Here is a 26,147-nt window from a genome sequence, read left to right as displayed (position 1 = left end):
GGGAAAACTCTACCTGAAATTACGCGGTTTGAAAAGGAAACCTTCCCGGCAGCGATCCCATCCATCCCCATCACGTGCGTTGGCCGAGTCCCCCAAACGGCCTCGCGGGAGAGATGCGATGTTCATGAAGAAAATGGCAGCAGCGGTTGCAGTGGCAGGAATGTTGGCTCCCTTTGCAGTAATGGCGCAGGAATCTCACGCCGACGCCAAGGCCCAGGTGGAAGAGCACGACGCGAAGCATCACAACAAGGCAAAGATCGTGGGTGGCAGCGCGGCAGGCGGCGCAGCTACTGGAGCACTGGTAGGCGGCCCTGTGGGCGCAGTTGTCGGAGCGGGCGTTGGCGCAACGGGCGGCGTGGTGGCCAATAAGGTGCGCAAGCATGATTCCATCAAGAAGCGCGAAGAGACGGCGCATCCGGATGAACCCAGATAGCACTTGTATTCGTTCCTGAAAAGAGCGAATATCAAGTCCAACTTTGTCCTTTGGCGAGGACAAGCAGGGCGAGTGGCGACGGCTGCTCGCCCTTTATCTTTCTAGTGAACCAGTCCGCGCGGCTTGGATAAACTGCTCCATCCGTTCGGCATCCTTCACGCCGGGCGAAGCTTCGACACCACTGGAAACATCCACGCCCCAGGGTTTGAGGATACGAACGGCTTCCGCCACGTTCTCCGGTCGCAAACCACCCGCCGCAATCACCGGTAAACGCGACTCACGAACCACTTCAGCTGCTGCGATCCAATCGAACGTAACGCCCGTTCCGCCACTGTCCTGCTTCGTGCGCGAGTCCATCAATGCAGCATCGACCAGACCGGAATCTGCCAGCGCGTTCAGTTCCCCACGAAGCCGAGCCTGCTGCAGTTCCAAAGCCTCATCCACATCCCAATGCACTACCTGGATCAGCCGTGGTGAATCGCCCTTCGGAAAACGCACACGCAGGGCCGACGCCAGCGAAGGATCAAAAACGCCATGCATTTGAATGCCTGAAATTCCCGCTACTTCTGCCGTGTGCAGAATGAACTCCGGATCACGTTGTGTGAACACACCGAAGGTGGGCACATGTGCCGGCAGCAGCGACGTAATCGTCCGCACATGCTCTGCCGTCACCAACCGCTTGCCGTGCGCAAAGATGAACCCCAGCGCATCCACGCCAAGGTCAATAGCGCGCTGGCAATCCTCCAGCCGCGTATTGCCGCAGATTTTTACCCACATCGGAATTACTCCGCCGCGACAAGCTGCGGTTTCAACAGTGCGGCCAGTGCGTCGCCCGGATCATCCTTCCGCATCAGCGATTCGCCAATCAGGAATGCGTTGTATCCGGCAGCCGTCATGCGTTGTATATCCGCAGCAGAACCGATCCCGCTCTCCGCAACCCGCACTGCGTCAGCGGGCAACAACTCTGCCAGCTTCTCCGCTTCTGCCGTGTTCACTTCAAAGGTGCGCAGATTGCGGCTGTTTACGCCAAACATCTCGCATCCCAGATCCAGAGCACGAGCCAGTTCCTCACGGTCATGCACCTCGCACAACACATCCAACTCCGCTGCCTTTGCAGCAGCTCGCAGCGTCTTCAATTCTGCATCGGTCAGCGCCGCCACAATCAGCAGAATGGCATCCGCCCGGTGCGCACGCGCTTCCACAATCTGAAACTCGTCGACAATGAAGTCCTTGCGTAGACACGGCAGCTTTACCGACTGCGACGCTATTTCCAGGTTCCGTAGCGATCCCTGAAAGAACGGCTCATCCGTCAGCACACTCAGGCACGCCGCACCACCACGCTCCAGCGACTGCGCCAGCCAAGCCGGATCAAACTCCGGTCGAATCAATCCTTTGCTGGGCGAGGCTTTCTTCAATTCCGCAATCACTGCCGGACGCGTCTTCGCAGCCGTCCGCAGTGCCGCCGCGAATCCGCGCGGCGTGTGATCAGCGGCCATGCGCTCCAGCTCACGCAAACGGTCGGGCGAACGTCGCTGCGAAAGTGCGATACGGGTCTGAACAAGAATGCGATCAAGATGCGTCATGGCTGTTCCTAATGCTAAACCCGACCAGGAAGAAGACGGTAAACAACACAAAAAGCAGAAGCGCGATGCTTTCGCATCGCGCTTCTGACGTTCCTTACAGAACTTGATGGTGCCGAAAAGAGGACTCGAACCTCCACACCCTTGCGAGTACATGGACCTGAACCATGCGCGTCTGCCAATTCCGCCATTTCGGCACGGAGCGAGCGTCACAGGCATGAGCCAGAACTTCGCTTGCAGCTCTTTCAGTGTCCCAAAGGATGAACAGGATGTCAAACCAAACAGCCTCATCATCACTTTCTATCCAACCTTCAGACTTTTCAGTAGCATCCAAAGCGCAGCACACACAGAACTAGCTGGGAGCACCGTTTCCGCATGGACCAGAGCAACGTAAACTCGCCTTCTGCCCCCACAACCGAATCCGTAATTCCGGAAGACCTTGCCCTTGAGATTCGCAAGCTGGCGCACGACCTCAGCAATGCCCTTGAAATCATTGTGCAGACCGGCTACCTGCTCAGCACCGCAGGATTGAAATCTCCCGCCAGCGATTGGCTGCACATGCTCGACAACGGCACAAGCAAGGCACTTGAAATCAACTTGGCACTGCGCAGTTACATCAAGACGCACAGCCCTAAATAAAGGCAACACAGAAACTAAAAGGCGCTCCGATGGGAGCGCCTTTCTCATTGAAGGGAAGATTCATCCCACATAATTAACGCGATTTCTTCGCAGCCTTCTTAGCGACCGGCTTTTTCGCAGCGGCTTTCTTGGCTGGCGCAACCTTCTTCGCAACCACCTTCTTCGCCGGGGCGGCCTTCTTAACGACCGGAGCAGCCTTCTTCGCTGCAACCGTCTTCTTTGCAGGAGCCGATTTCTTCACCACCGCGGCCGACTTCTTCGCCGCCGACTTCACCGGCTTCTTCGAAGAGGCCTTTTCCTTCGCCGCGGTATGCCGTGCGAACAACGCTTCAAGCTGCTGCAGCAGGATGCGCGTGTGCATCGGCTTCACTAGCATCTTGTCCGCTCCCATGGTCGAAAGCGCTTCATCATCAACGGGGAAAGCGGTCAGCAGTGCAATTGCCGGGTTGTAGGACGCTTCCTTCGCGGCTGCAATCACTTCCTTACCGGCATGCTCATCTTCCATGCGCATGTCGGTAATCACCATCTCGTATTCGCGATGGCGGATTCGGCTCTTACCTTCGCGTGCGCTCGTGGCCGTATCCACATCAAATCCGCTGATCTCAAGGACCGCCTTGAGGGTAAGCAGAACGGCAACTTCATCATCAACCAGCAGAATGCGACGTTTCATGGAACGTGTCTATCTCCCGTGCAGCAGAGCCTCTGCCCGCGTGTGCACCACATGCAAGCATACCTCTTTCTAGACGCGATGTACCGCCTTCTACAGCACTTTCCTTTCTAACGGCAGCTCCCGAGTGGGCTCGCAAGGCATAGATTCCTATGTCGAATGGCACAGAGAAACCGCTCGACATGCGGGACCACGTTGTATACTGGGTTGTGCAGCGGCACATATTATGAGGTGCGCTGCGGAGGCGAGCTATTCCACCGTTTACTGACAAGCGTTCCGTCAAGAGTTTCATCCGCACCAACGAAAAAATCCGCGCGCGCGAAATCCGCGTGATCGATGAAAATGGCGAACAGCTTGGCATCATGGCCCCGTTCGACGCGCTGAAGATTGCGCGCGAGCGTTCGCTGGACCTCGTGGAAATCTCTCCCAACGCTGTCCCGCCCGTCTGCCGCATCCAGGATTACGGCAAGTACCTCTACGAGAAGGACAAGAGCGACCGCGCTGCACGTAAGAAGCAGAAGGTCATCGTCATCAAGGAAGTTAAGTTCTCCGTCACCGTGGATGAGCATGACTACCAGACGAAGAAAAATCAGGCAGTCCGCTTCCTGAACGACGGCGACAAGGTGAAGGCCAGCCTGCGTTTCCGTGGCCGCCAGATGGCGCACCGCGACCTGGGCTACAAGATCATCAACCGCCTCATCATGGATGTGGGTCCGGCAGGCGTCGTGGAATTCATGCCGCGCATGGAAGGCACCACCCTGCACGCCATCATTGCCCCCAGCAAGAAGCAGGAAGCCCCCGCACCCAAGAAGCAGGCTGCGGAAGAGACTGCCACGCCGGCTGAAGCGTAAGCTCCTCTTCTCTCAAATACAGAAATGCGCGGCTCTCGCCGCGCATTTCTCTTTTCGCGTTCTTCCTAAGAGTTTTACCCGGCCATCTTTCCGAATCGCGAAACGATACTCAGCCGCTCGCTCGCAAGGGTACGGCGCGCCTGCAGACGAGCATGTGTCGCCCACGGTCCCACCGGGTCAAGCCGCACATAACAGAGCCAGTGCCGCAAAGCCTTGCGCTTCTCGCCCGTGCGTTCATACGCCAGTGCCAGGTTGTAATGCGCATCGGCATACTGTGGGACAAGCTGAATTGCCCGATGGTAAGCCACAATCGCCTCAGGGAGGCGGCGCAACTCATCCAGCACGTTACCCAGATCAAAGAAGGCCAACGCGTAGTCCGGGTCAATCTCCGCCGCCGTGCGATACCGCTTCTCCGCCTCTTCAAACCGACGGTCGTTGTAGAGAATCGTTCCCAGATTGATGGAAGCGGGAGCATGCTTCGGCCAGATTGCCAACACCTGTTCGTACAGTTCGGCGGCTTCAGACAGCGTCTCTTGCCTCTCTTCCAACTGCACAGCGCGCTGGAAGATCTCCTGGGCGCGCGCCTGATCACGGAGCTGCTGATCGCGCGGCAACTCACGCCGCACCACCGTCAACGCCCGCTTCGGCGCTTCAAAATCAAAAGCAAGCTGCTGTGTCAGCGGGTCGAGCAGCGCTCCGGCATGACGGAACACCAGCTTCGCTCCCTGCGATACAGGTGCGAAGCTGTGCAGCGGATCGGCAAACCCGGCACGTTGCATCGCCTCGAGCGACACACGAATCGACTTTGCAGAATGCCGCTTATGCTGCAGGTCACGCAGACTGCGCATCCCAGCTAAATCGCGAATGGTGAAATCGGACGTGTCGGCAATCAGCCCGGCTCGCTGCCACGAAGTCACCTGGCGTTCAGGAACGCCCAGGATCCGTGCGGCTTGCGCTCGGCTGTAACGGGAAACAGGCGCTGTCATTACGGGCATCGTCTGTGCTCCAGCGGTGAGCGGGTCATGCGCTTTTTGCTCACCTAATGCCGAGTATGATGCCGCCGGACATTGCGCGCAAGATACCTATAACCACGAAATGAAGAATCTTGTGGGTAACCTGTACCACAACTGATTCTTTTTCTTGAACAGGCGATGAAATGACCTTGTTTCAGGTCGTCAGACGATCCGCGGAGATGGGTTCCATCTGCCACCATTTCGCTTCAAGCAGCGACGCCGCGTCTCCCTCCCACTGCAGCAATGCCGCCTGCTGCGCTCCCTTGTAGTAGAAGCGATGACTCCACGCGATCTGCCCATCCACAATGACTTCCACCAGCGATCCATCTACATGCAGACGAATCTCCGAGGTTCCGGTGGACGACGTTTCAAAAGGCCGGTAATCCAACTGGATCTGTCCGCTGTGTTTTGGATCGTAGCTAACAGTCATCCAGATGTCGCTCGTCCGATCGCCGCGCAGGACAAGTCGAAGCGCCTTATCGCCACGACGGACGCGGTAGGTCGCTTCACCACAACAATCGCTGAGCTTCACCGTAGCGGCATTGGCTCCAACAGCACTTCGCTCCTGTTTCCTTAACGCAAGCGCCTCATCCGCCACTCGATAGCGCAAGGTCCCATCGTCTGCCATCGTCAGAACGCGCGGTAGCGACATCATGCCAGACCATCCCGCCGCATCGTATTCAGCCGAAGAGCGGGACTCCTGAATCCATCCCCACAGGATGCGGTTCCCATGCGCATCGAGCTGCGTCTTAGGAGCATAGAAGGAACCGTAATCGAGGATGCCTTCGCGTTCCGGATGAAAGAGAAGACGTTCCGCGTCAAAGTGCCCTGTCTGCCAGAACGCCTTCCCATAGGTCGAATAGATCAGGACATGACGGTTGCCCAACGCAAAGAACTCAGGGCACTCCCACACATCCCATGGCGTATAAGCCTCAAACGACTGCTGCCGCTGCGCAAAGGTGTGGACAAACTCCCACTGCCGCAAATCACGCGAACGGTACAGCAGAATAGAACCACCCGTACCCGCAATGCCGGAAGCAATGGGCGTGTACCACCAGTCCCCCTGCTTCCAGGGAGAAGGATCACGAAACCCGTTCGTCTGTAGTTGGGGCGGAGGAGCCGGGATGACAGCATCCTTCACCTTGGTGAAGCTCGTAAGGTCATCGTTATCTGCCATCGCAATGCACTGCGACTCGATCAGCGACGAACCACGATGCGCTGCCTCTTCCGGCGTCGGCTTCCGTACGCCGGTAAACATCATGCCCACACGGCCATCCTGCACAAATGCGGTGCCGCTGAACACACCATCTGCATCTGGTCCTCCGGGCGTGGGCGCCAATGCGACGGGAAGATGCCGCCAGTGAATCATGTCCTCGCTTACCGCATGGGCCCAGTGCATGTCGCCCCAGATGGCGCCGCCAGGATTGTACTGAAAGAACATATGGTACTTGCCCTTCCAGAAGATGGGCCCATTCGGATCGTTCATCCAGTTGCGCGCCGGCAACAGGTGAAATTGCGGACGCAGCGGATCATGCGCAAGTGCAGTTGCGGGTCGTAACGCGGGATCAGCTTCTGCGAATGACGTGTGAGGCAGCGTGGCGGCTACCGCCATCGATGCGAGGAAACTGCGACGGCTTTGATTCATCCAGTAGCGCTCCACAAGCTCTGCTCTGAGGTCACACCATCTTACGCAAATCGCAGAGGTGCGACAGAATGCAACCTCCAAAGGAGGCAGACTGCTCGTTTACAAAAATGATTTTGGAGAGGGGGATGGAACGCGTATGGAGCCGACGAACGGACTTGAACCGTTGACCTGCTGATTACGAATCAGCTGCTCTACCAACTGAGCTACGTCGGCGTTCCTTAGTGATTCTATCGTGGGTTGCCGTGTGTGCCAAATCGCGCTGAAAGCAGCGTTTCCACACTCCAAAATCGTGCACGAAAAAGCCGCCTGCGAAGCGGGCGGCTTTTTCTCAGGGAGAATAGTCCGGACGGAGGCAAAGCCATCTGAACTTTCTGGCGAAAGTCTATGGCTCCGCTTCAGGCGGTGTCAAGGAGAATCGCATCTAACTGAAAATACGAATCTTAATGGAGAGATTCTGTTACAACGTAAGCGAATAATTTCGCTTTTTGTTCTCTTTTATTCATCCGTGCGGAAGCGTATGAGAAACGCGCTGTTAGGACTGGATTTTGTGTTCCGGCTTGCCACGCAATCCCAGGCTGATGACTTCCATATCTGCCAGCGACGAAGCCGATTTACCACGCGATATACGGAAGGCAGCGCGACCTCCGCCGAACACAATACCCAACGCAAGGGCAGCGCCACACATCACGAAAACGAAGATCATGATCTGTACCAACACACTGGCTGCAGCAGAAACTTTGAACTGCTCCATGTAGCCTTCGGGCTTGTCCCATGCAATCTGCGCCTGGTACTTCACGCCACCCACCAGCTTCGCTGCTTCCTTCGCAGTAAATCCACTGGAAGCGATCGCAACGATCGGTCCCGATCGCGCAATCTGCGGATCGCCTGCAAGGAACGACGCAGGCATCTTCTTATCTGAAATCGCTTGCTGGATCGCACGCATACGATCACCTGCAATCGTTGGCGTGGGATAGAAGATGAGTGTCAGCAATCCTGTACCGCTCTTCGACGAACGATAGTGCGCAGTAAGAATTTCAGGAGACTTGCTAAAGTCCAACACCTCAGCAGGAATCGCGCCACCACCAGCGGTGTATGTGTTCTGTCCCACGGCATAGCGCAGGCTGGTCTTCTCCAGACCATCTGTAGGCAGTTTGCCCGGTAGCAACGGATGCGCAGCCTTCGCGCCATTTGGCTTCGGAAGAGTACCCACCAGATCCGTGAACGAACCTGCGGCAATGCCCTTCAGCCCTGCTGGTGCAACGATCACTACCGTATCGCCCTGCCAGAACAACAACCGTCCTGAGGACACTGCGCAGTCTACGCCCAGACTGTTTCCCGTTGAGCATGGATGCATCTCTGCCGTGCGCAAATACGTAAACGCGCTGTAAGCGCCTGTGGCATCGGCAAGTTCCACCGCAGAAACCGCAGCCTTGTTTCCTTCGGCTTCATAGATCTTCGCGTCCGATCGCTTAACGATCAGTTCCTTTGCCACATCATCCGGCAGATGAATGTCATTGACCGTGGCTGGAGCGGAAGCCTGCCATGGGCCAAAGTGATCAGCCAACAAGGGTGCAGGCGGAACAGAAACCGTCGTAGAAGCTGCTGGCGTCTGCGCTACGGCAGAGGAAACCAACAGAGCGGAAACAAGCGCGAAATGGGCAGTACGCAGCATCACTCAAAGTGAGACTACCACCATCGCCCAAAGGAGAGCGGCTACTGCCCGCGAGGATCGGGCGTAGAGGTCTTGGCAACCCGTGTCGGCACGGAACCGCTGCTTAAACCGCTGGTATACCGAGCCACACCTTTATAGATCGACTCCGCGATGCGTTCGCGATACTCGGGCGTCCGTAACTGCGAGGCATCACGAGGGTTCGTCACGAAACTAATCTCCGTCAGGATCGACGGCATATTCGCTCCAATCAGCACCACAAATGGAGCTTTCTTAACGCCACGATCCTTCAATCCTTCGTTGCCACGGTGCAATCCCTCAAAGAGAGACTTATCGACATCCGCAGCAAACTCGCGCGACTCATCCAGCTTGTCTTTGAGCGTGATCTTCTTCACCAAATCCGCAAGTTGATGTACGGATTGATCGCTGACCGCGTTTTCGCGAGCCGCAACATCCAACGCGTCCGGCTGCGAGGTGAAGTTTAGGTAGTACGTCTCCACACCACGCGCTGTTTCGTCCTGCGAACTGTTCGCATGAATGCTCAGGAACAAGTCCGCTTCCGCCTTATTCGCAATTGCAGTGCGCGTCTCCAACGGGATGAACGTGTCATCGCTGCGCGTGTAGATCACCTGCGCACCCAGCTTGTCCTGCAGCAGTTTGCCCAGCTTCAGCGCGACATCGAGGACAACGTCCTTCTCCATGATGCCGCCCACGCCAAGTGTTCCGCTGTCGTGTCCACCATGACCTGCATCAATCACGATGCGATTGATCTTCAATCCCAACGCACGTTGCAAGGTGCGTGCTCCATCAGCTGTTGGTGCTGCTGCCTGCCCTGGCTCCGCCGCTTCCACGGCCTTCTCGTTCCGCTTGCCGTTCTTGTGCGTCGGCACAGGAATGTCGCCAGTGCGCGTATCCGCAACAACGGCAATCGGTTTGCTCGTCGGCAGCAACGTCGCCTTCTGCGTATCGGGAGCCTTACTCAGACTGGCCACATCGCGGCCGCTGCTACGTGTCGCAACCGTGCTTGGAACTGCAGCGGTATCTGCAGGCACGGGAGCGGGAGGCAACGAAACTCCAGAAGACGATATACCCGTCGCGCGATTTGCGTTGTTCGCTGCACTCTGTGTAACCGTCGGCGCATGCAGCAGATCGTCTCCATGTAGCTTGTCGTTCTGAGGAGCTGTCGTAGTTGCAGGAAGCGGAACGGACGAACTGGAGCTCTTAGCACCACCATGGATATCGATGATGAGTCGATATGGATTCGGCAGCAGAAACGCCGAATACTCCGTCACATCATTTACGTCCAGCACAACGCGCACGACATCATTCGAGTACTGCGCCACACGGATCTTCTTCAGGAAGCCATCGTCAGTTACGCTGAACGCCTTGCCGCTCAACTCCTGCGCCAGCCGCGTTCCATGCAGATCGAAGAAGATGCGATCCGGATTTGGCACACGTGCCGCTTCATACTGCACCTCGTCGCCAAGATCGATGGCTACGCGGGTGTAGGTCGGGGTAGACCAGTGGCGGATGGCCGAGACTGTCGCCAAACCGTTGCGAGTATGCGTTGGTACATTCGCCGATGCGTCTTCCACTTCCTGCATGCGCGCTGTCGGCTTCAGTGCGGGCAACGTGGATGACTGTGAGGCAGCTGCGTTCACAGCCTCGCGGATCTCATGTGGAACCGTTGAGGCCGGGACGCCGTTGGATGCGGACGCGCTTCCTTCCGGCAGTCGCGGGAGTGATCCCTTCGGTGCTGCAACTACCTGAGGCTTAACGCTCGCCTGCGCTGTATCCGGAGAGGCTGGCAAAACACCTGCCTTCAGGCTCTTCAGCGCCGCTTGTGCCTCATCGATATGGGACGACTGTGGATACTCCTCCACAAACGCCGAATACTTGGTCCTCGCCAGCTTCACATCATGCAGATCATTCGCGGCAACATGTGCTTCTTCCAGCAATGCCAGGATGCGGAAACTGGATCGCGGATACTGTGTCCGCAGGAACTCAAACTGCCCAATCGCCGCGGTGAGCATCTTTGGCTCGTGCAGCGTCATGGCCTGGTCAGCGAGTAGCAGGCCCACGTTGTAGATGGACTCCGGCGAATGCACGTCCGCGGGATTGCCGTGATAGATCAGCCGGTACGCGTCCATCACCGTCGTGTAGTCGTCGCGTGTGCGCTGCTCCGGCGGAATCGCCATCAACTGTTCTCGCGCTGCCTCGGCAATCTGCCACGGCGTCTGCTCGACAGCCTTCTTCCTAGTAGATGATGCAGCGGAAGACGTCCGCGGTCTTTGCGCAACCGCACTCAACGCCAACGGCAACAGCAGAGCCGCAGCGACAACGCATCGTGCGCTTCGGGATGGAGCTAGAGAAGCCAAACCGGCTTCAGTGTATCGAGGTCACCCGGCTGTTTTGGGGACGAAAGCCAACGGGGTAGCTTCCGTGATTACCGTCTCAGACCGACGCTTGCGCGCTAATTCCCTATCTTTTCTGACATATGGTTCAACGGCGCGCGATGTTCCAAAAAGGCACGTTCATGTTCCTGCAATACGCGGGCGGCGATGTGCAGGTTGAGAAGGTGGCCCTGCCAAATCCGAAGCGTTCGGCCATGGCGTCGGCACCCTCTTTGGTGATGTGGCCGTTCACGATGGGATGGCTGGCGAGTGCGCCGAAGAATTGTGCCTCATCCTCGATGAGGGCTTTCTGCGCGGTCTCGAAGTTATCAACCTCGTCATAGATGCCGCTGAAGCGCTGGGCTTCTTCGTAGGGCATGTAGCTTAGGGCTCCGGTGGCCTGGGCGGTGCGCCAGGCTGTCTTCTCCAGACCAGTGGAACCGTAGGCGGCATTGATATCGGCGTTGTCCGCGGCCGCTCCTTTCGGGGCGGTCTGGATCTTCTCCAGCGTGTCCAGGTTCTTCTTCATACGGTCTTGCTGGGCGGCGATGTCGCGCACCGCGTCATCTGTATTTGCCATGTTGTGGCGGATTTCCGCCGTCAACGTCTCGCGCGCTTCTTCGGCTAGCTTCTTGTGCTCGTGGCGTGTCACCATTCCCTCAATTCCGACGGCGATCAGCAAGCCTACGGTGATGGTGAACAGGTGCAGAAAGAAATCGCCTACGCCGTGTGCGGGTGTGTGGGGAGGGTGGACATCCAGCATGGCTTCCACTGTAGTGACGCTTGCCGCACACCGCAACCGTGCGCTATCACAAACCAGTAGCCAAAACTATTGCGGTGGGAATACAACATAGGCGTTGAGGCTAAGGCCTGGGAGGCAGTGAGATGCCCGACACCAACATTCATGGAACACACAATCCGCACCACACTTCGCTGCACGATGTGATGTCCGCGCTGAAGCACGGTATGCACAATGCCGGGCACAAGATCACCGATGTGGGCCACAAGATGCACGATGCGGTTCTGCACAAGCATGTATCGCTTTGCTCTGTCTGCCATGTGGAACTTCGACCGGAAGAGTTTGCGGATGGCTGCTGCGCTGACAAGAACGCTTGCAGTTGCCGTGCGTTTTCGGCGCGCTGCTTTTAGGCCACAGCAACGGGAATCTGCGATTTGTGGATTTGGTATCGCAGGGGTACCCCCCTCCCCCCCTGTTTTTCTAAAATCTTCTTTCTATTGGGGTTAGGTTTTTAGCGGCTGTAAAATCGTCTATCCATTGAGGTTAGTGGCAAAATCGTCTTTCTAAACGAGTTAGGGCCGCATCGCTGCGGCCCTGCTCTTTTGCTCTATCTCTATTTTAGAGGTTTGGCGGAAATATCACGCCAACTCTATTTCCTTTATTTTGTTTTAGTTGAATGATTCCAGGGCTTGACAGACTTCGGCCTCGCCTCGCCGGATGGCGAGGTCTGTCATGCGAACGCACCCAGCGCGCTTAGTTCTCTTCCGCCACTGTTGCCGCGGGAGCGTTGGTCTTTACAGACTCGATGCCGTGGTCACGCGCTGAGGTGGAACTGTAGCCCTCGCTGTTTCCGATAATCTGCCCGTTAGCCGCCTTCAGATTGAAATACGGCTCACCGGCCTTGTTCGTCAGGCGGTCATAACGTTCATCGTTGGGAGCATTTTCCCTTACGGACTCAATGCCGTGTTGGGCGCCTTCTTTGGATGAGTAGTTCTGGCTCGTGAGGATGGTTTCGCCGTTACCTGCCTTCAGGTTGAAGCGGTAGCCGCCGGACGATGTTGGTTTCAGAACAAACTTGCCTGCCATAAAACCTCCGCCGATACGATACCGCTCCCCTGTTACAGAGGGAACACTTAAGCGATGAGGCCCCCTACGGTATCCGGCACGGAGGCCAACGCCGCATCAAGCTGCGATGGGTCGGTGCCGCCTGCTTCTGCGAGGTCTGGACGTCCGCCGCCCTTGCCGCCAACTTTGGCTGCGACTGCGCCGACGACCTTGCCTGCCTGCACCTTGCCTGTGAGGTCCTTGGTTACGCCAGCGATCAGTGCAACCTTGCCATCTTCTGTGGCTGCGCCGAGGACGACGACACCGGAGCCGAGGCGCGTGCGCAGTGTGTCAACGAGCGTACGCATCTGGTTGCGGTCGAGGCCGCTGACCTTCTGCGCGAGCACCTTGATGCCCTTCACTTCGACCGCAGATTCCGCGGCGTTCTCCGTGGATGCCGAAGCCGACTTCATGCGCGCCTGATCGAGTTCGCGGCGAAGCTTCTTCAACTCTTCTTCCTGAGCGGAGAGCTTTGCCTGGAAGCCTTCGGGATCGTTTGCGCCGACGAGCGTTGACGCCATCTTCGCCAGAGCGAAGCCCTTGCGGAACTCAGACAACGAACCGGTTCCGGTGATGGCTTCCACACGACGGATGCCGCTGCTTACCGACGATTCGCCGGTGAGCTTCAACAAACCGATTTCGCCGGTGGCGAGGGTGTGCGTACCGCCGCAGAGTTCGGTGGAGAAGTCGCCGATCTTAACGACGCGTACCTTGTCACCGTACTTTTCACCGAAGAGCGCAGTCGCCTTGTACTCATTGATCGCGACGTCGATGGGAACGTCTACAAAGGTTTCCACCTTGGTGTTCGCGAGCACCTGCTGGTTCACGATGTCTTCAATCTCCTGCAACTCTTCGTCCGCCACCTGGGCGAAGTGCGAGAAGTCAAAGCGAAGACGATTGCGATTGTTGAGCGATCCGGCCTGCTTCACGTGCGTGCCCAGCACCTCTCGCAATGCAGCCTGAATCAAGTGGGTGCCGGTGTGGTTGCGGGTGGTGGCGGTGCGTTCTGCACCATCGACCACTGCATCGACCTTGTCGCCCACAGCGATGGGGCGCTTGACCGTGACCTTGTGCGCGAAGACACCCGCAACGGGCTTGGTGCAGCCGTGCACTTCCGCGATGGTGGAGGTGTGATCGGTTGGGAAGAGCCAGCCGGTGTCGCCCACCTGACCACCGCTGTCTGCGTAGAAGGATGTGCGGTCGAGAACTACCTCGCCTGTATCGCCGGGCTGAAGAACCTGTACGCCGACGCCATCTTTCACAAGCGCGATGACTTCTGCGCTATCGGCGCGGAGGCCGGTGTAACCGACGAAGTCTGTCTTATCGAGCGATGCGAAGGCAGGGGAGGCGGTCTTCTGCGAGCCGCCCTTCCATGAGGCACGGGCGCGCTTTTGCTCTTCTTCCTTGGCGCGCTCGAAGCCGACCATATCGAACTCGATGCCCGCGTCACGTGCGGCATCGGTCATGAAGTCCAGCGGCATGCCGAAGGTTTCGTACAGCGAGAATGCCTGCGCGCCATCCTGCAAAACTTCATTGGTCATGCGTGCGAGGCCAAGCTGCAGTGTGCGTGCGAACTGCTGCTCTTCCTGTAGAACCGTCTTCGCTACGCGATCTTCCGCATCCAGCAGCTCGGGATAGGCAACCTTCATCTCGGCGACGACGGCGTGCACCATCTCGTGCATGAAGGGCTGATCCTGACCGAGCAGACGTCCGTGACGGATGCCGCGACGAAGGATTTTGCGCAGCACATAACCGCGGCCTTCGTTCGCAGGCTGAATGCCATCGGCGATGAGGAACGTTGCTGCGCGTGCGTGGTCTGCGATGATGCGAAGTGAGGCCGCGCCCTTTGCATCGCTGACAGACCCTTCCTCCGCGTTCATCGCAGAGAAGCCAGTCAGACGAATCGCAGCATCGATCAACGGAACAAACAGATCGCTCTGATAGTTGGAGAGCTTGCCCTGCAGAACGCAGGAGATACGCTCGAGGCCCATGCCCGTATCAATGGAGGGCTTTGGCAGCGGCGTGAGTTCCGGGAGGCCTCCCGGTGTGATGTGACGGTCGAACTGCATGAAGACGAGGTTCCAGATCTCCATGTAGCGCTGGTCGTCTTCGCCGAAGGGCTTGTCTTCGCCGGTTTCGCTGGCTGCGAGGCCGAGGTCGTAATAGATCTCAGAGCAGGGGCCGCAGGGGCCGGTTTCGCCCATCTGCCAGAAGTTGTCCTTCGCGCCCAGTTCATAGATGCGGCTCTTCGGCACGCCCGCTTCGATCCAGAACTGCTCCGCTTCGTCGTCGCGCGGGGTCTGCGCGTCGCCTTCGAAGATGGTGACGTAGAGCTTGTCCTTGTCGATGCCGAACCAGTCGGGCGAGGTGAGCAGTTCCCACGCGAAGGCGATGGCGTCTTTCTTGAAGTAGTCGCCGAAGCTGAAGTTGCCCAGCATTTCAAAGAAGGTGTGATGGCGACGCGTGAAGCCGACGTTTTCCAAGTCGTTATGCTTGCCGCCCGCGCGGACGCACTTCTGCGAGGTGGTGGCGCGCGAATAAGTGCGCACGTCCGAGCCAAGGAAGACGTCCTTGAACTGGTTCATACCCGCGTTGGCAAAGAGCAGCGTGGGGTCGTTGTGCGGCACGAGCGACGACGAGTGGATGCGGCGATGGCCCTTGCCCTCAAAAAACCGCAGAAAATCTTCGCGAATCTGGCTTCCGGAACGGTATTGCATGACCTATAAAGTCTAGCAGTGAGTATGCCCGCGCAAGTCTGTCTCGGTGCAATGCTGCTTTGCGGCGGTGCGAACCTTCTTGCGCAGGTGCCGCCCTGCGGCGTTAGCGGTGTGAAAGAGACCACTACGATCACTTATCCGCCAATCGCTCGCGCCGCCCACGTCACCGGTCTGGTCATCGTACGGGTGGAATTTGCCAAAGACGGAATGGTTGAAACGGCAGAAGTTTGGCGTGGGCCAGAGATGTTGCGCGAAAACGTTCTGTCGTTTGTGAAGGGACTTCAGGCGAACGAGTATGGAGGAAGCCGCACCTGCCTGCTCTCAGTAATCTTGCCATGCGAGAGCAGATTCCCCCAGATTTTCACGGAGACATGCTGGGTGCGGATATCAAGCGAACTACGATCACGCCACTGCACTATTCCATTACGGCGACAACGCTTCCTCTCTATACAAGCGCAGACCCGGCAGGCAAGAAGATTCGCAAGCGCTTCCTCGGCATCTTCTAGCCGCTGTCATACGATGGGAGCCATGAAACTTTCACGTCGGACGTTTGTAGGCAGTGCATTGGCAACCGGCATAACAGCCGCAGCGCAGACCAAAGGCACAGGTGCGCCTGCCAAGTTTGGCCCGACGCCTTCGCTGCGGCAACTCAGCTGGCAGCGTATGGGGACTACTGCTTTCCTACACTTCACTGTGAACACCTTTACCGGGCGTGAGTGGGGGTTGGGGGATGAGGATCCCAACATCTTTAACCCGACCGAGTTCAATGCGGACAGTATTGTGCTGACGCTGAAGCAGGGCGGTATTAAGGGTGTGATTCTGACCTGCAAGCACCATGACGGCTTCTGCCTGTGGCCTACGAAATCAACCGATCACAACATTAGTAAGAGCAAGTTTCAGGGCGGTAAGGGCGACATTGTCCGCGACATCTCGGCTGCGGCGAAGAAGCATGGGCTGAAGTTTGGTGTGTATGTTTCGCCTTGGGATCGGAACAATGCCAACTATGGCAAGCCGGAGTACATCACGACGTATCGGCAACAGATCACAGAACTGCTGACGCACTATGGGCCGATCTTTGAAGTGTGGTTCGACGGCGCGAATGGTGGCGATGGCTTCTACGGTGGTGCGCGCGAGAAGCGGACCATCGACAAGCACACCTATTACGACTGGACGAACACCTGGGCGCTGGTGCGCAAGCTGCAGCCCGGTGCGGTGATCTTCAGCGATGCTGGGCCGGATATTCGCTGGGTGGGTAACGAACGCGGCATTGCTGCTGAGAACTGCTGGAACACGGTGACCCTGCTGAGTGAGCATCATGACGCTACTGCTGTTCCTGGCGATGTGGACACGAAGCTCTCGGGCGCGGGTTCTGCTGACGGCAAGGAATGGATTCCGGCGGAGTGCGACGTGTCGATCCGCAAGGGTTGGTTCTATCACCCGGAGGAAAAGCCGAAGTCGGTTGAAGCGCTGTTGAACATTTATGAGAAGTCTGTGGGGCATGGAGCGGGTTTGCTGTTGAATATTCCGCCGGACACTCGTGGGTTGATTGCGGATGCGGACGCCGATGTTCTGTACGCGTTTGCTGCGCGGGTACAGAAGATGTTTGCCACCAATTTGCTGCGCGGGGCGCAGCTGACGGCGTCGGATGTGCGTTCAGCGGGTTATTCGCCTGCGAAGCTGGTGGATGGTAATCCGGATACGTTCTGGAGCGTTCCTGATGGCAAGACAGAGGCGACCGTTACGGCACAGTTCGCTGCTCGGACTGAGTTGAACCTGTTCCGTCTGCGTGAAGAAATCTCGCTGGGGCAGCGCGTTAGGGAGTTCGTTCTGGAGGTGCGTGACGGCAGTGGCCCTTGGGTGCGTGTGGCTTCCGGAGAAGCCATTGGCAACTGCCGCATCGTGCGCTTGGAGGCGCCAATCCACGCAAATGAAATCCGGCTAAGCATCCGTGGTGCGGCACCCGTCGCTCTGAGTGAGTGGGGCTGTTTCCTGAATCGGGATTAGCACTTCCGTGGACTGAAGCTACCGGAAGGATGTACGGAATTGCGGCGAATTGAACTGTACTGAAGTGCTACACTGGGCGCTCTGCCTGTCTGCATTCGGGGCGGCGTTCCCGCGCTTCGTAACGACAGTGTCATGCCGCTTTCGAACGCATGGACCGACGGACGTTATTCACGGTGCAGGCCGGCCTGCTCATCTTTTTGGGCGGCGTCATTCTTGCGTCCTCATACTTCCAATCCAGAAACCGCCGCGATAAGGGCTCCGTTTGGTTTGCGGCAGCGTATTTCTGCGCGGGACTGGGGCTTGGGCTGCAGGCGTATCGCGGGATGATCTCGGATGTGATCAGCATCCTGTTCGGGAACGCACTGTTCCTGATGTTTGGACCGCTGGCGAACCGGGCGATTGCGAAGACTACCGGTCAGAAGCGCGATTATCTGGTGTGGTTGCTGCTGCTGAATGCAGCGACAGTGATGAACTACGCCTACTACACGTGGTGGCAGCCGAACGTGGTGCTGAGAACGGTTGAGGCGGTGCCGATTCTTGCAGTCATGTATCTGGCCTGCATTGACCTTCTCCTGCGAAACAAAGACGAAGTGATCCGTCCGGCAGTGACCGCGATCATTGTCTGTTTCGCCATGCAGTCATTGCCCAATTTCGTTCGCGTGGCGTTGGCCTGGAAGTATCAGATTCCGGATGCGTGGTTCTCCTGGAGCGGCATCATCACCATTGCCGGGCTGGCGCTTAGCTACCTGTGGATTGGCAATCTGAGGATGCATGCGGAGCTGGAGCGGTCGGCCATGACCGATCCACTGACGGGACTGTTCAATCGGCGCGCTTTGGATGTGTTTGGGGCACGGGAGTTGGAACGCATCCGTCGCCGCGACCTGCCATGCTCTGCGTTGATGATGGACGTGGACAAGTTCAAGCAGATCAACGATGGGTTGGGGCACGCAGCGGGAGATGCTTCCCTGTGCGCTGTGGCGCAGACGCTGCAAAAGACGCTGCGGGTAACCGATCTGGCCACCCGTCTGGGCGGCGATGAGTTTTTTGTTCTGCTGCCGGACTGCAGCGAAGCCCAGGCTACTGAAGTGGTCATGCGGCTTAAAGCGGCTATCGAGTCCCTGCGGCTGAAGACGATGAGCGAAGTGGTCTTCACGATCACCACCAGCATTGGCTGCATCACCCTGAGTGGGCAAAACGCGACGCTGGAGGAGCTGCTGCATGGCAGCGATGTGATGCTCTATCGGGAAAAGCAGGCCTTGCGCTCAGAATCCTCTGCCGACATGAAGCCCCAGCCTGTGGCTGTCCCCGGCCCGCGGCGCGTTCAGCCCTATAACGCCTAACTTCACGACTTTCGGCGGATGAAGGTAACACAAACAAACAATTGACACTCTTCCATTACGAACCGGAAGATAGATTTGGTTGTGCTGCGGTATTTGTTCCCACTTTCTTCTTCTCCCTGGTCTGTCTTTTTTCATGGAAAATCTGCTGATCTACCGGATGTACGGTTTGTTGCTACTGTCCACAGGCTTTGCAGTGGCGATGCTGTACCGTGCCATTCAAACTGAAAAGACAGACCGCTCCGCGTACTGGATTGCAGCAACGTGTTTCTGCGGCGGCCTGGGACTGATTGCCCTGAGCACCAGCTCAAACACGCTTCACTGGGTTGGCATTGTTCTCTTTGTGGCGACGCCCAACATCCTGCACGTTGCGATAGGCTCCGCCACACGGCAGAGCGTACGCCGAACGCTTCCGTGGATGATTGGCATCACCATAAGCTGCTTCCTGGCGACCGTACTTCTCAACATCGTTGTTCCGAACTGGCCTATTCGCCGTGCTCCGGCCGTTTTTTCTATCCCGTTGATGGAGGCAGTGAACGTCTGGTTCCTGTTACGCCGCAGGGATAGTCCGACACGCCTGGCCAATATGGCCATGGCTGTTTTTCTGTTGTTGCATGTTGCTGTCTTCGCTATACGGACCGGCGACATTATTACGGATAGCTTCCATCAGCGCTGGCTTGCTTACGCGGGCATGACCGTCATTGTGGGACTGGGCGGCAGCTTTCTGGGCATGGAATCGTTGCGCTCCCGTCATGAGATGGAACGCATTGCCATGACCGATCCCTTGACCGGCCTGCTGAATCGGCGTGCGTTGGAAGTGGTGGCACATCGCGAGTTGCAACGGTGCATTCGCCTGGAAAAGCCATGCTCTGCGCTGATGATGGACATTGATCGCTTCAAAGAGATCAACGACAACATGGGGCACGCTGCGGGTGACGCCGCGTTGCGCGCCGTAGCTGGCGTTCTGCAATCTATGCTGCGACCAACCGATGATGTGATCACCCGGCATGGTGGCGATGAGTTTTTTGTTCTGCTACCGGAATGCGGCGAGGACAACGCGGAATGGATTGCAAGCCAGATTCGGCAGGGTGTGGCCGGATGCACGCTGTATGCCGTGGATGACACGCCTTTCCGTATCCAGGTGAGCGTTGGTGTGGCCACGTCATCGCACCATGAGATGACCGTGCAGGATCTTCTGCATGCCAGCGACATTGTTCTCTACCGCGAGAAGCAGATCACCCGCAGCAAGAACGCCGCAATGCTCATGAAGGATCACCGCCCGGAAGGCGGCGGCGCCCACGTCCATCCTTCCAACGCATAGGCGGGATCGCGCGGCTTACCTAAGTTGTAAAACTGCTCCCGATGTTCTGCCATCACCATGCAGGAGATCAGCGCATCGAACGCGTCTTCGCTGGCCTTCGCTTTTGCAATGGCTGCCGACCTCAACTGTGAATACGCTGCGTCTTCTTTTCGTTTGCGCGCCAGATACGCAGCTCTGGCCTCAGCATTCGATTTATGGACAGGGCCGGTATTCAGCCGGGTATACATCTCGACTATCAGCGGCTCGCCTGCCTTTGGGCGGTCAAAGGGCCAGATGCGGAAGCCAGCTTCATGCAGTTGCTGCAACGTCTTCATGCCGCGCAGTGAGGCCGTGCCCACCGAACCAGACCCACCGATCTGAAAGACCGACTTGGGCGTGATGCCTTTCACGCGCAGTGCTCGTTCTTCTTCCGGGATGTGCGCTGCCAGCTTGCAGTCAATGTCGGTTGCACGCAGCATGCGATGCAGTTGCTCGCCGCTGAACTCTGCTGGACGCTTGTGCGGTTTACCCCAGAAGCGGCGATCTTCGTTCTCGCGCGACAGCCAGCGTTCGCCATGCTCGGCAACCACATGCCAGAACGCGGGCGCGCTGGTGACATTCACTTCGCGCAGGAACCATGCCGGGAAGCTGAAGCAGAAGTCGAATCCTACGACCATTGCAGGATCCTTCTTTGCCTGTGCGATCAGCCATTCCGCAATCTCATCGCGGGTTCTGCCGCTTTCCACGCGCACCTTGCCGGCGCGCCATGTTGCGGCAACGATATGGCGACGCTGCCCGGCTGGGTCCACGCGTCCGGACCAATCGATGGCAATGATGGTGGAAGGCAACATTACTTTGCTTGGATGCTCCTCAAGCGAGGTCGTCGGAAGCATCAGCTTCTGCGCGATCCAGAGCTTGCTCGCCACTCTTCAGACTCCGCAGCACCGCAAAGATTGCCTTCGACGAAAACCCCGCCGCGGTTAACCGACGCAGAACGCGCGCGGTACTCTTTTCATCCGTCGGCGGAGGGATGCGGCGGCGTTCCAGGTGCTGCCGCACCAGAGCCTGCTCGTCCACACCTTCGTAGGCCTCATCCAGCGTGGTTTGAATCACTTCCGATGCAATTCCCTTTGCCTGCAGATCCTGCTGTACGCGGCGTCGGCCGAAGCTGCGATTCTCCTGCCGCAGCCGGGTGAAGTCTGCGGCGAAGCGATCGTCGGAGAGATAGCGCAGTTCCTGCAGCTTTGCCAGCACCCAGTCCACGGCTTCTGCGCCAGAGGGCCCTGGTTCTGCGCGGTCAATAAGTTTGCGGCGCAGGTCACGGACGCTCTGCATGCGCGCGCCGAGCGACTTCAGTGCGTACTCCATCAACTGATCGCGATCGAGCGGTGTGCGTGAGACGCGTTGACGACCGAATGCCATGAAAGAAAGATTAGCAAGTGGTATGACCATTGGGGTGCTGTGTGTATAGAATGGGCATCCTCAAGGAGAAATTATGCTGACGCGCCGCGAATTTTCCCGCAACGCCGCCGCTACCGCCGCCGGTCTTGCTTTTACCACCACTGCTAACAGCTATGCACGCATTCTGGGCTCAAACGACCGCGTCAACGTGGCGGTGATTGGCCTGAACAGCCGCGCCTATGCACACTTGAGCAGCCTGAAGGCAAACCAGTCCGCCGTGAACATCACGCATGTGGTGGATGTGGACTCCAAGATCCTGGCCAAGTATGCCGCCGCCACCGAGAAGGATTTTGGCGTTGCGCCCAAGGCCGACAAAGATTTCCGCAAGACGCTGGAGCAGAAGGACGTGGACGCCATCACCATTGCCACGCCTGACCACTGGCACACGCCGCTGGCCATCTACGGCCTGAAGGCGGGCAAGCACGTTTATGTGGAGAAGCCCTGCAGCCAGAACCTGCACGAAACCGAACTGCTGATTGCCGCGCAGAAGAAGTACGGCAAGGTGGTGGTGATGGGCAACCAGCAGCACTCCTCTGACTACACACGGGACATGGTTCAGCAGGTGCAGGCCGGCAATCTGATTGGCCGCGCCTACTACGCCAAGACCTGGTACACCAACGAGCGTAAGAGCATTGGCGTGGGCAAGCCCATTCCCGTTCCGGCGAATCTTGATTGGGACCTATGGCAGGGACCAGCTCCACGCCAGGCTTATAAGGACAACATCCATCCGTACAACTGGCACTGGTTCCACGTGTGGGGTACGGGCGAAGCATTGAACAACGGCACGCACGAACTGGACGTGGCACGTTGGTTCCTGGATGTGAAGTATCCGCAGCGCGTTTCCGTGTCTGGTGGTCGTTACCACTTCAAGGACGATTGGGAATTCTATGACACCCTGAACGCCAGCTTTGAGTACGACAACAAGCTGATTGAGTGGGAGTGCCTGTGCTGCAACCACCTCAAGTACTGGGGTCGTGATCGCGGCACCGCTGTTGTGGGAACCGAAGGCACCGTCATCATTGACCGCGATGGTTACGAGATCCACGACCTGAAGGGCAAGACCGTGAAGGAATGGAAGGTGCCCAAGGCTGGCACGACCAGCAGCATGGATACCGTGGGCCGCGACGGCATGACGGATGTCCACTTCAAGAACTGGCTCGACTGCATCAAGGACAGCAGCACTAAGCAGGATCAGCCGATTGAAGACGCAGCACGCTCCGTGGGCACGCTGCTGATGGCCAACGTTGCGTATGACCTGAAGAAGGAACTGAAGGTGGATCCGGCTACGGGCCAGTTCGTCAACGATCCTGCAGCTACGGCAAAGCGTAAGCGCACTTACGAAAAGGGCTGGGAGCCGACGGTCTAAGCTTCATTGCATCGCTTTACAAAAGAGGCCTCGCTTCGGCGAGGCCTTTCTCTTGTCTCAGGACTGTTCTCTGAAAACACAACGGCCGCTGGTCTATGCCAGCGGCCGTGCTTTCTTTGGGGATACTTCGATTACGCGGAGTAACCCATCTCTTCGAGCACCTTGCGCTCTGTTGCGATGCTCTTGGTGACGCCCGGCATGGGGTCCTTGCCGTTGATCTCGTATTCGAGATCGACGCAGCCGGGGTACTTGATTTTGACCAGCGTTTCGAAGATCTGCTTCACCGGCATGATGCCTTCGCCGACGGCAACCTGGCTTTCCTTCTTGTCCTTCTCCGCCAGATCCTTCATGTGGATGCAGTACAGGCGCGAGCCGACTTCCTTGATGGTTTCGGGAACGTCCTTGCCTGCGCGCATGGTGTGGCCTACGTCGACGCAGAAGCCTACGCGCTTATCAAGGTTGCCGATCTTCGCAAGAATGTCCTGCGGCGACGGCCATTCCTTGTCTTCCGGACCGTGGTTGTGGATGGCGAGCTTGATGTCGTACTTCTTCACGAAGCTTGCGACTCGTTCCAGAGCGGCGTGCGACGGCGATCCGATGATGATGGGGAAGCCTGCAGCCTTGGCGTAGTCAAACTTTGCCTTGATGTCTTCGTCTTCGTCCTTCTGGAAGTAGATGGTGCCGCCGCCAGTGATTACGAGGCCCTGGCTGCGATACCAGTCTGCGTTCTTCTTCACCTCATCCAGCGGCCCCATGGGCAGATGGAAATCCTTGAGGTTGATGTTCTTCAGGTTGAGCTGGTGCATGAAGTCCACAAGCTGCTGCGGCTGCTTGAACTCACGGAAGGTGTAGCTGGCGATGCCCAGACGGATGGGCGAAGGCTTGAGTGCCATGGCCGAAAGGAAACGCGGTGTTGCCGACGCGGCTGCAGCAAGTCCAAGCCCCTTCAGGGCGCTACGGCGCGTAAACGTACTATGCGACATGGTTCATTCTCCTAACGAAATAAGTTCCAATAACTAAAGTTTTTTAGGCCAGCTTGACCCACTTCGCCTGCTTCTGCGCGCGGACCACCAGTTCTGCAGCGAGCAGTGCCTGCGACTGGTCCTGCGCAGTGTGCGTGCGGTGCACCACATCGGAAACGAACTGGCGACCGAACGGCAGATCGACGTTGTTGCAATCGATGAACTTCTGCTCTGTGCCGTTCACCATGAACAGGTTGTTGCCTGCCTTGCTGACGCCAACGTTGGTGTACTTGCGGACTTCGATATAGCCCTTGGTGCCGAGGATGAAGAGACGTCCGTCGCCCCATGTGCCCAGCGCGTCCGGTGTGAACCAATCGAGGCGCACATAGCCGAAGCCCTTGTCGCCACGCAGCACCATGTCGCCGAAGTCCTGGAACTTGGGATGTTCGGGGTGAGCGATGTTGCTGATCTGCGATTCGACAACCTCAGCCGATGTGGAGCCCGTGTAATAGAGGAACTGTTCCACCTGGTGCGAGCCGATGTCGCAGAGGATGCCGCCGTACTGTTCCGGCACCCAGAACCAGTCCGGACGCGGATCAGCGCCCCCGTTGCCCGCGTTACCGGAGCCCTGCACGATCTGGTGCGGCGCGATGTTGATGGTCTGAATGACGCGGCCAATCTTGCCCTGCTTGATGAGTTCGCCTGCGTAGACTGCGGCCTTGACCTCGAGCAATTCGCTGTACAGGATGGCGTAGATACGGCCCGTTTCCTTCACCGTCTTGCGGATGGCTTCGACCTGCTCCAGCGAGGTGGCGCCCGGCTTGTCGGAGAGGAAATCCTTCCCTGCCTTCATGGCGCGGATGCCCAGCGGCGCGCGCTCGTTCGCGATGGTGCTGCTGAGCACAAGGTGAATGCTCTTGTCGTTCAGGATCTCTTCTTCGCTGTGCGCCTGTTTCGCGTTGGGGAACGCCTTGGCGAAGCGAGCAATCTTGTTTGGCTCCGTGCCGTGCCACGCCACCAGCTTGCCGCCACCGCGAATGATGGCGCCCACCATTCCGTAAATGTGGTCGTGGCTCATGCCACAAACGGCGAAGTTGATAGTGTCTGTGGGAGCCGGAACCTCTTGTTTCGGAACCACTTCGTGCTGCACATTGGACTGGCCGCCTTCTGCAAATGCCATTACATCGGGCATCGCTCCCAACATTCCCATTGCGCCCGCGCGACGGAAAAACTCACGACGATTGACAGACTCGTTCGCACTCACTTTGTATTCACTCCAGGGCAGATACCGTGCCAAAAGACGTATCCACGTTACACCGGCAGAACAAAGTACGCCAGTAGTGGTCCGTCCACGTCAAACTATACGAAGGTGAGGAGTAGCGTACGCATGCGGCACGTGTTGGCAGGTGTAATGGCGGGATTCTTGGTGGCGGCCAGTGCAGGCGCACAAAACGGCCTGGGCAAACTGGACACCTCACAGCCCACCGGCATGACGCCGGAACAGATCGTCACGGAAATGGGCAAGAAGGAGTCGCAGTTTGTGAAGGCGCGCGACAACTACACCTTCCGTCAGTCTGTCGTCATGCAGACCATCAATGACGACAACGGCAAGCCCGATGGCGAGTATCGCCAAGTGACGGACATCGGCTTTGATAAAGATGGCAAGCGCAACGAGACAGTCGTCTTCGCTCCACAGAACACGATGGAGCGCGTCATCCTTGACGCCTACGACTTGGAAGACGTGGCCAAACGTATTCCGCTTGTTCTGACCACCGAAGAGCTTCCGAACTATGACGTTAAGTACGTTGGCAGACAGAAGGTGGATGAGTTAGACACGTACGTCTTTGACGCTTCACCAAAGAACGCTGACTTCAAGCATCGCTTTTTCGAAGGCCGCGTCTGGGTGGATCAGAAGGATCTTGAGATCGTGATGATCAATGGCAAGAACGTGCCTGACGACATCAAGCACGGTCACTTCTCCATTCCCTTCACCACGTATTACGAACAGGTGGATACGGTGAACTGGTTCCCCACCTACACACGCGCCGATGGCACGGTACACTTTGCCGCGAGCAAAGACGGCCCGGCCAACGACATTCACATGCGCAATACGGTGAAGTACACCGACTACCGTCGTTATCGTTCATCCGCACGCATCATTTACAACGGACAGGACATTACGAACGAGAGCAAGCCTGAGAAACAGCCACAACAGAGTGAGCCGCCAAGGCAGTAGTGCTATCCGCGATGCAACGCACGGCGTAAAT

Annotated in this window: 24 protein-coding genes and 2 tRNA genes; 10 read left to right on the top strand and 16 right to left on the bottom strand. The window is 57.6% G+C overall.

Features of this window, described 5'->3' with window-relative positions; translation table 11 throughout:
- Positions 1-118 precede the first annotated feature (118 nt).
- Positions 119-433 (top strand): hypothetical protein, encoded by a 315-nt coding sequence (locus BLT38_RS19810; protein ID WP_083346724.1) that lies wholly within the window; start codon positions 119-121, stop codon positions 431-433.
- 93 nt (positions 434-526) lie between these two features.
- On the opposite strand, the gene BLT38_RS19805 is transcribed toward BLT38_RS19810, so the two are convergent.
- From BLT38_RS19805 to BLT38_RS19795, 3 genes are all read right to left on the bottom strand, one after another.
- Positions 527-1,210 (bottom strand): phosphoribosylanthranilate isomerase, encoded by a 684-nt coding sequence (locus BLT38_RS19805; protein ID WP_083346723.1) that lies wholly within the window; start codon positions 1,208-1,210, stop codon positions 527-529.
- 5 nt (positions 1,211-1,215) lie between these two features.
- Positions 1,216-2,016, bottom strand: coding sequence for an indole-3-glycerol phosphate synthase TrpC (gene trpC / locus BLT38_RS19800; RefSeq protein ID WP_083346722.1), 801 nt, complete (start codon positions 2,014-2,016; stop codon positions 1,216-1,218).
- 107 nt (positions 2,017-2,123) lie between these two features.
- Positions 2,124-2,210 (bottom strand) — tRNA-Leu (locus tag BLT38_RS19795).
- Positions 2,211-2,388: 178 nt separating this feature from the next.
- Here BLT38_RS19795 and BLT38_RS19790 point away from each other — a divergent pair.
- Positions 2,389-2,652: a hypothetical protein gene (locus tag BLT38_RS19790; RefSeq protein WP_047492486.1), complete on the top strand. Its 264-nt coding sequence runs from the start codon at positions 2,389-2,391 to the stop codon at positions 2,650-2,652.
- A 73-nt stretch (positions 2,653-2,725) separates the two neighbouring features.
- On the opposite strand, the gene BLT38_RS19785 is transcribed toward BLT38_RS19790, so the two are convergent.
- Positions 2,726-3,322 (bottom strand): response regulator, encoded by a 597-nt coding sequence (locus tag BLT38_RS19785; RefSeq protein ID WP_083346721.1) that lies wholly within the window; start codon positions 3,320-3,322, stop codon positions 2,726-2,728.
- 287 nt (positions 3,323-3,609) lie between these two features.
- Between BLT38_RS19785 and infC the strand changes: the two genes are divergently transcribed.
- Positions 3,610-4,170: a translation initiation factor IF-3 gene (gene infC / locus BLT38_RS19780; RefSeq protein WP_156785232.1), complete on the top strand. Its 561-nt coding sequence runs from the start codon at positions 3,610-3,612 to the stop codon at positions 4,168-4,170.
- A 74-nt stretch (positions 4,171-4,244) separates the two neighbouring features.
- Here infC and BLT38_RS19775 read toward each other — a convergent pair whose 3' ends face one another.
- The 6 genes from BLT38_RS19775 to BLT38_RS19750 form a co-directional block, all read right to left on the bottom strand.
- Positions 4,245-5,165: a tetratricopeptide repeat protein gene (locus BLT38_RS19775; RefSeq protein ID WP_083346719.1), complete on the bottom strand. Its 921-nt coding sequence runs from the start codon at positions 5,163-5,165 to the stop codon at positions 4,245-4,247.
- Positions 5,166-5,337: 172 nt separating this feature from the next.
- Complete coding sequence (locus BLT38_RS19770; protein WP_083346718.1) at positions 5,338-6,828, bottom strand: glycoside hydrolase family 32 protein; 1,491 nt, start codon at positions 6,826-6,828, stop codon at positions 5,338-5,340.
- A gap of 137 nt (positions 6,829-6,965) precedes the next feature.
- Positions 6,966-7,041 (bottom strand) — tRNA-Thr (locus BLT38_RS19765).
- 319 nt (positions 7,042-7,360) lie between these two features.
- On the bottom strand, positions 7,361-8,500 hold the full coding sequence (locus BLT38_RS19760; RefSeq protein WP_083346717.1) for a DUF6599 family protein: 1,140 nt from the start codon (positions 8,498-8,500) through the stop codon (positions 7,361-7,363).
- 41 nt (positions 8,501-8,541) lie between these two features.
- Positions 8,542-10,875: an N-acetylmuramoyl-L-alanine amidase gene (locus BLT38_RS19755; protein ID WP_083346716.1), complete on the bottom strand. Its 2,334-nt coding sequence runs from the start codon at positions 10,873-10,875 to the stop codon at positions 8,542-8,544.
- A 124-nt stretch (positions 10,876-10,999) separates the two neighbouring features.
- Positions 11,000-11,662 (bottom strand): hypothetical protein, encoded by a 663-nt coding sequence (locus BLT38_RS19750; protein WP_172838364.1) that lies wholly within the window; start codon positions 11,660-11,662, stop codon positions 11,000-11,002.
- A 113-nt stretch (positions 11,663-11,775) separates the two neighbouring features.
- Here BLT38_RS19750 and BLT38_RS19745 point away from each other — a divergent pair, with 113 nt between their 5' ends.
- Positions 11,776-12,039 (top strand): hypothetical protein, encoded by a 264-nt coding sequence (locus BLT38_RS19745; protein WP_083346714.1) that lies wholly within the window; start codon positions 11,776-11,778, stop codon positions 12,037-12,039.
- A 343-nt stretch (positions 12,040-12,382) separates the two neighbouring features.
- On the opposite strand, the gene BLT38_RS19740 is transcribed toward BLT38_RS19745, so the two are convergent.
- Positions 12,383-12,715 carry a YegP family protein gene (locus BLT38_RS19740; protein WP_083346713.1) on the bottom strand — a complete coding sequence of 111 codons (333 nt, stop codon included), beginning with the start codon at positions 12,713-12,715 and terminating at the stop codon, positions 12,383-12,385.
- A gap of 47 nt (positions 12,716-12,762) precedes the next feature.
- Positions 12,763-15,450: an alanine--tRNA ligase gene (alaS, locus tag BLT38_RS19735; protein ID WP_083346712.1), complete on the bottom strand. Its 2,688-nt coding sequence runs from the start codon at positions 15,448-15,450 to the stop codon at positions 12,763-12,765.
- Positions 15,451-15,785: 335 nt separating this feature from the next.
- Here alaS and BLT38_RS20620 point away from each other — a divergent pair, with 335 nt between their 5' ends.
- The 4 genes from BLT38_RS20620 to BLT38_RS19720 all read left to right on the top strand — a co-directional run bounded on the left by BLT38_RS20620 (position 15,786) and on the right by BLT38_RS19720 (position 20,112).
- Positions 15,786-15,956 carry a hypothetical protein gene (locus tag BLT38_RS20620; protein ID WP_156785231.1) on the top strand — a complete coding sequence of 57 codons (171 nt, stop codon included), beginning with the start codon at positions 15,786-15,788 and terminating at the stop codon, positions 15,954-15,956.
- Between the two features lie 22 nt (positions 15,957-15,978).
- Positions 15,979-17,454: an alpha-L-fucosidase gene (locus BLT38_RS19730; protein WP_083347222.1), complete on the top strand. Its 1,476-nt coding sequence runs from the start codon at positions 15,979-15,981 to the stop codon at positions 17,452-17,454.
- A gap of 149 nt (positions 17,455-17,603) precedes the next feature.
- Entirely contained in the window at positions 17,604-18,794 is a 1,191-nt protein-coding gene (locus tag BLT38_RS19725; protein WP_083346711.1) for a GGDEF domain-containing protein, read from the top strand.
- 133 nt (positions 18,795-18,927) lie between these two features.
- Positions 18,928-20,112: a GGDEF domain-containing protein gene (locus BLT38_RS19720; protein ID WP_156785230.1), complete on the top strand. Its 1,185-nt coding sequence runs from the start codon at positions 18,928-18,930 to the stop codon at positions 20,110-20,112.
- Here the strand turns inward: BLT38_RS19720 and BLT38_RS19715 are convergent.
- Both BLT38_RS19715 and BLT38_RS19710 read right to left on the bottom strand, forming a co-directional pair.
- On the bottom strand, positions 20,064-21,017 hold the full coding sequence (locus BLT38_RS19715) for a hypothetical protein (protein ID WP_231966636.1): 954 nt from the start codon (positions 21,015-21,017) through the stop codon (positions 20,064-20,066). The genes BLT38_RS19720 and BLT38_RS19715 overlap by 49 nt on opposite strands.
- Positions 20,962-21,513: a regulatory protein RecX gene (locus BLT38_RS19710; RefSeq protein WP_083347220.1), complete on the bottom strand. Its 552-nt coding sequence runs from the start codon at positions 21,511-21,513 to the stop codon at positions 20,962-20,964. The genes BLT38_RS19715 and BLT38_RS19710 overlap by 56 nt, the downstream gene beginning before the upstream one ends.
- Positions 21,514-21,586: 73 nt before the next feature.
- On the opposite strand from BLT38_RS19710, the gene BLT38_RS19705 reads away from it, so the two are divergent.
- Positions 21,587-22,918, top strand: a complete 1,332-nt coding sequence (locus tag BLT38_RS19705; RefSeq protein ID WP_083346709.1) for a Gfo/Idh/MocA family protein — start codon at positions 21,587-21,589, stop codon at positions 22,916-22,918.
- Between the two features lie 131 nt (positions 22,919-23,049).
- On the opposite strand, the gene BLT38_RS19700 is transcribed toward BLT38_RS19705, so the two are convergent.
- Both BLT38_RS19700 and BLT38_RS19695 read right to left on the bottom strand, forming a co-directional pair.
- Complete coding sequence (locus BLT38_RS19700; RefSeq protein ID WP_083346708.1) at positions 23,050-23,901, bottom strand: sugar phosphate isomerase/epimerase family protein; 852 nt, start codon at positions 23,899-23,901, stop codon at positions 23,050-23,052.
- A 43-nt stretch (positions 23,902-23,944) separates the two neighbouring features.
- A complete protein-coding gene (locus tag BLT38_RS19695) occupies positions 23,945-25,177 on the bottom strand; it encodes a Gfo/Idh/MocA family protein (protein ID WP_231966635.1) in 1,233 nt (410 codons plus the stop codon).
- A gap of 90 nt (positions 25,178-25,267) precedes the next feature.
- Here BLT38_RS19695 and BLT38_RS19690 point away from each other — a divergent pair, with 90 nt between their 5' ends.
- A complete protein-coding gene (locus BLT38_RS19690) occupies positions 25,268-26,116 on the top strand; it encodes a hypothetical protein (protein WP_083346706.1) in 849 nt (282 codons plus the stop codon).
- Positions 26,117-26,147: the final 31 nt, after the last annotated feature.

Source organism: Terriglobus roseus (assembly GCF_900102185.1).
In the GTDB taxonomy this organism is placed as follows: domain Bacteria; phylum Acidobacteriota; class Terriglobia; order Terriglobales; family Acidobacteriaceae; genus Terriglobus; species Terriglobus roseus_A.
This window is presented reverse-complemented; position numbering and strand designations above follow the sequence as displayed.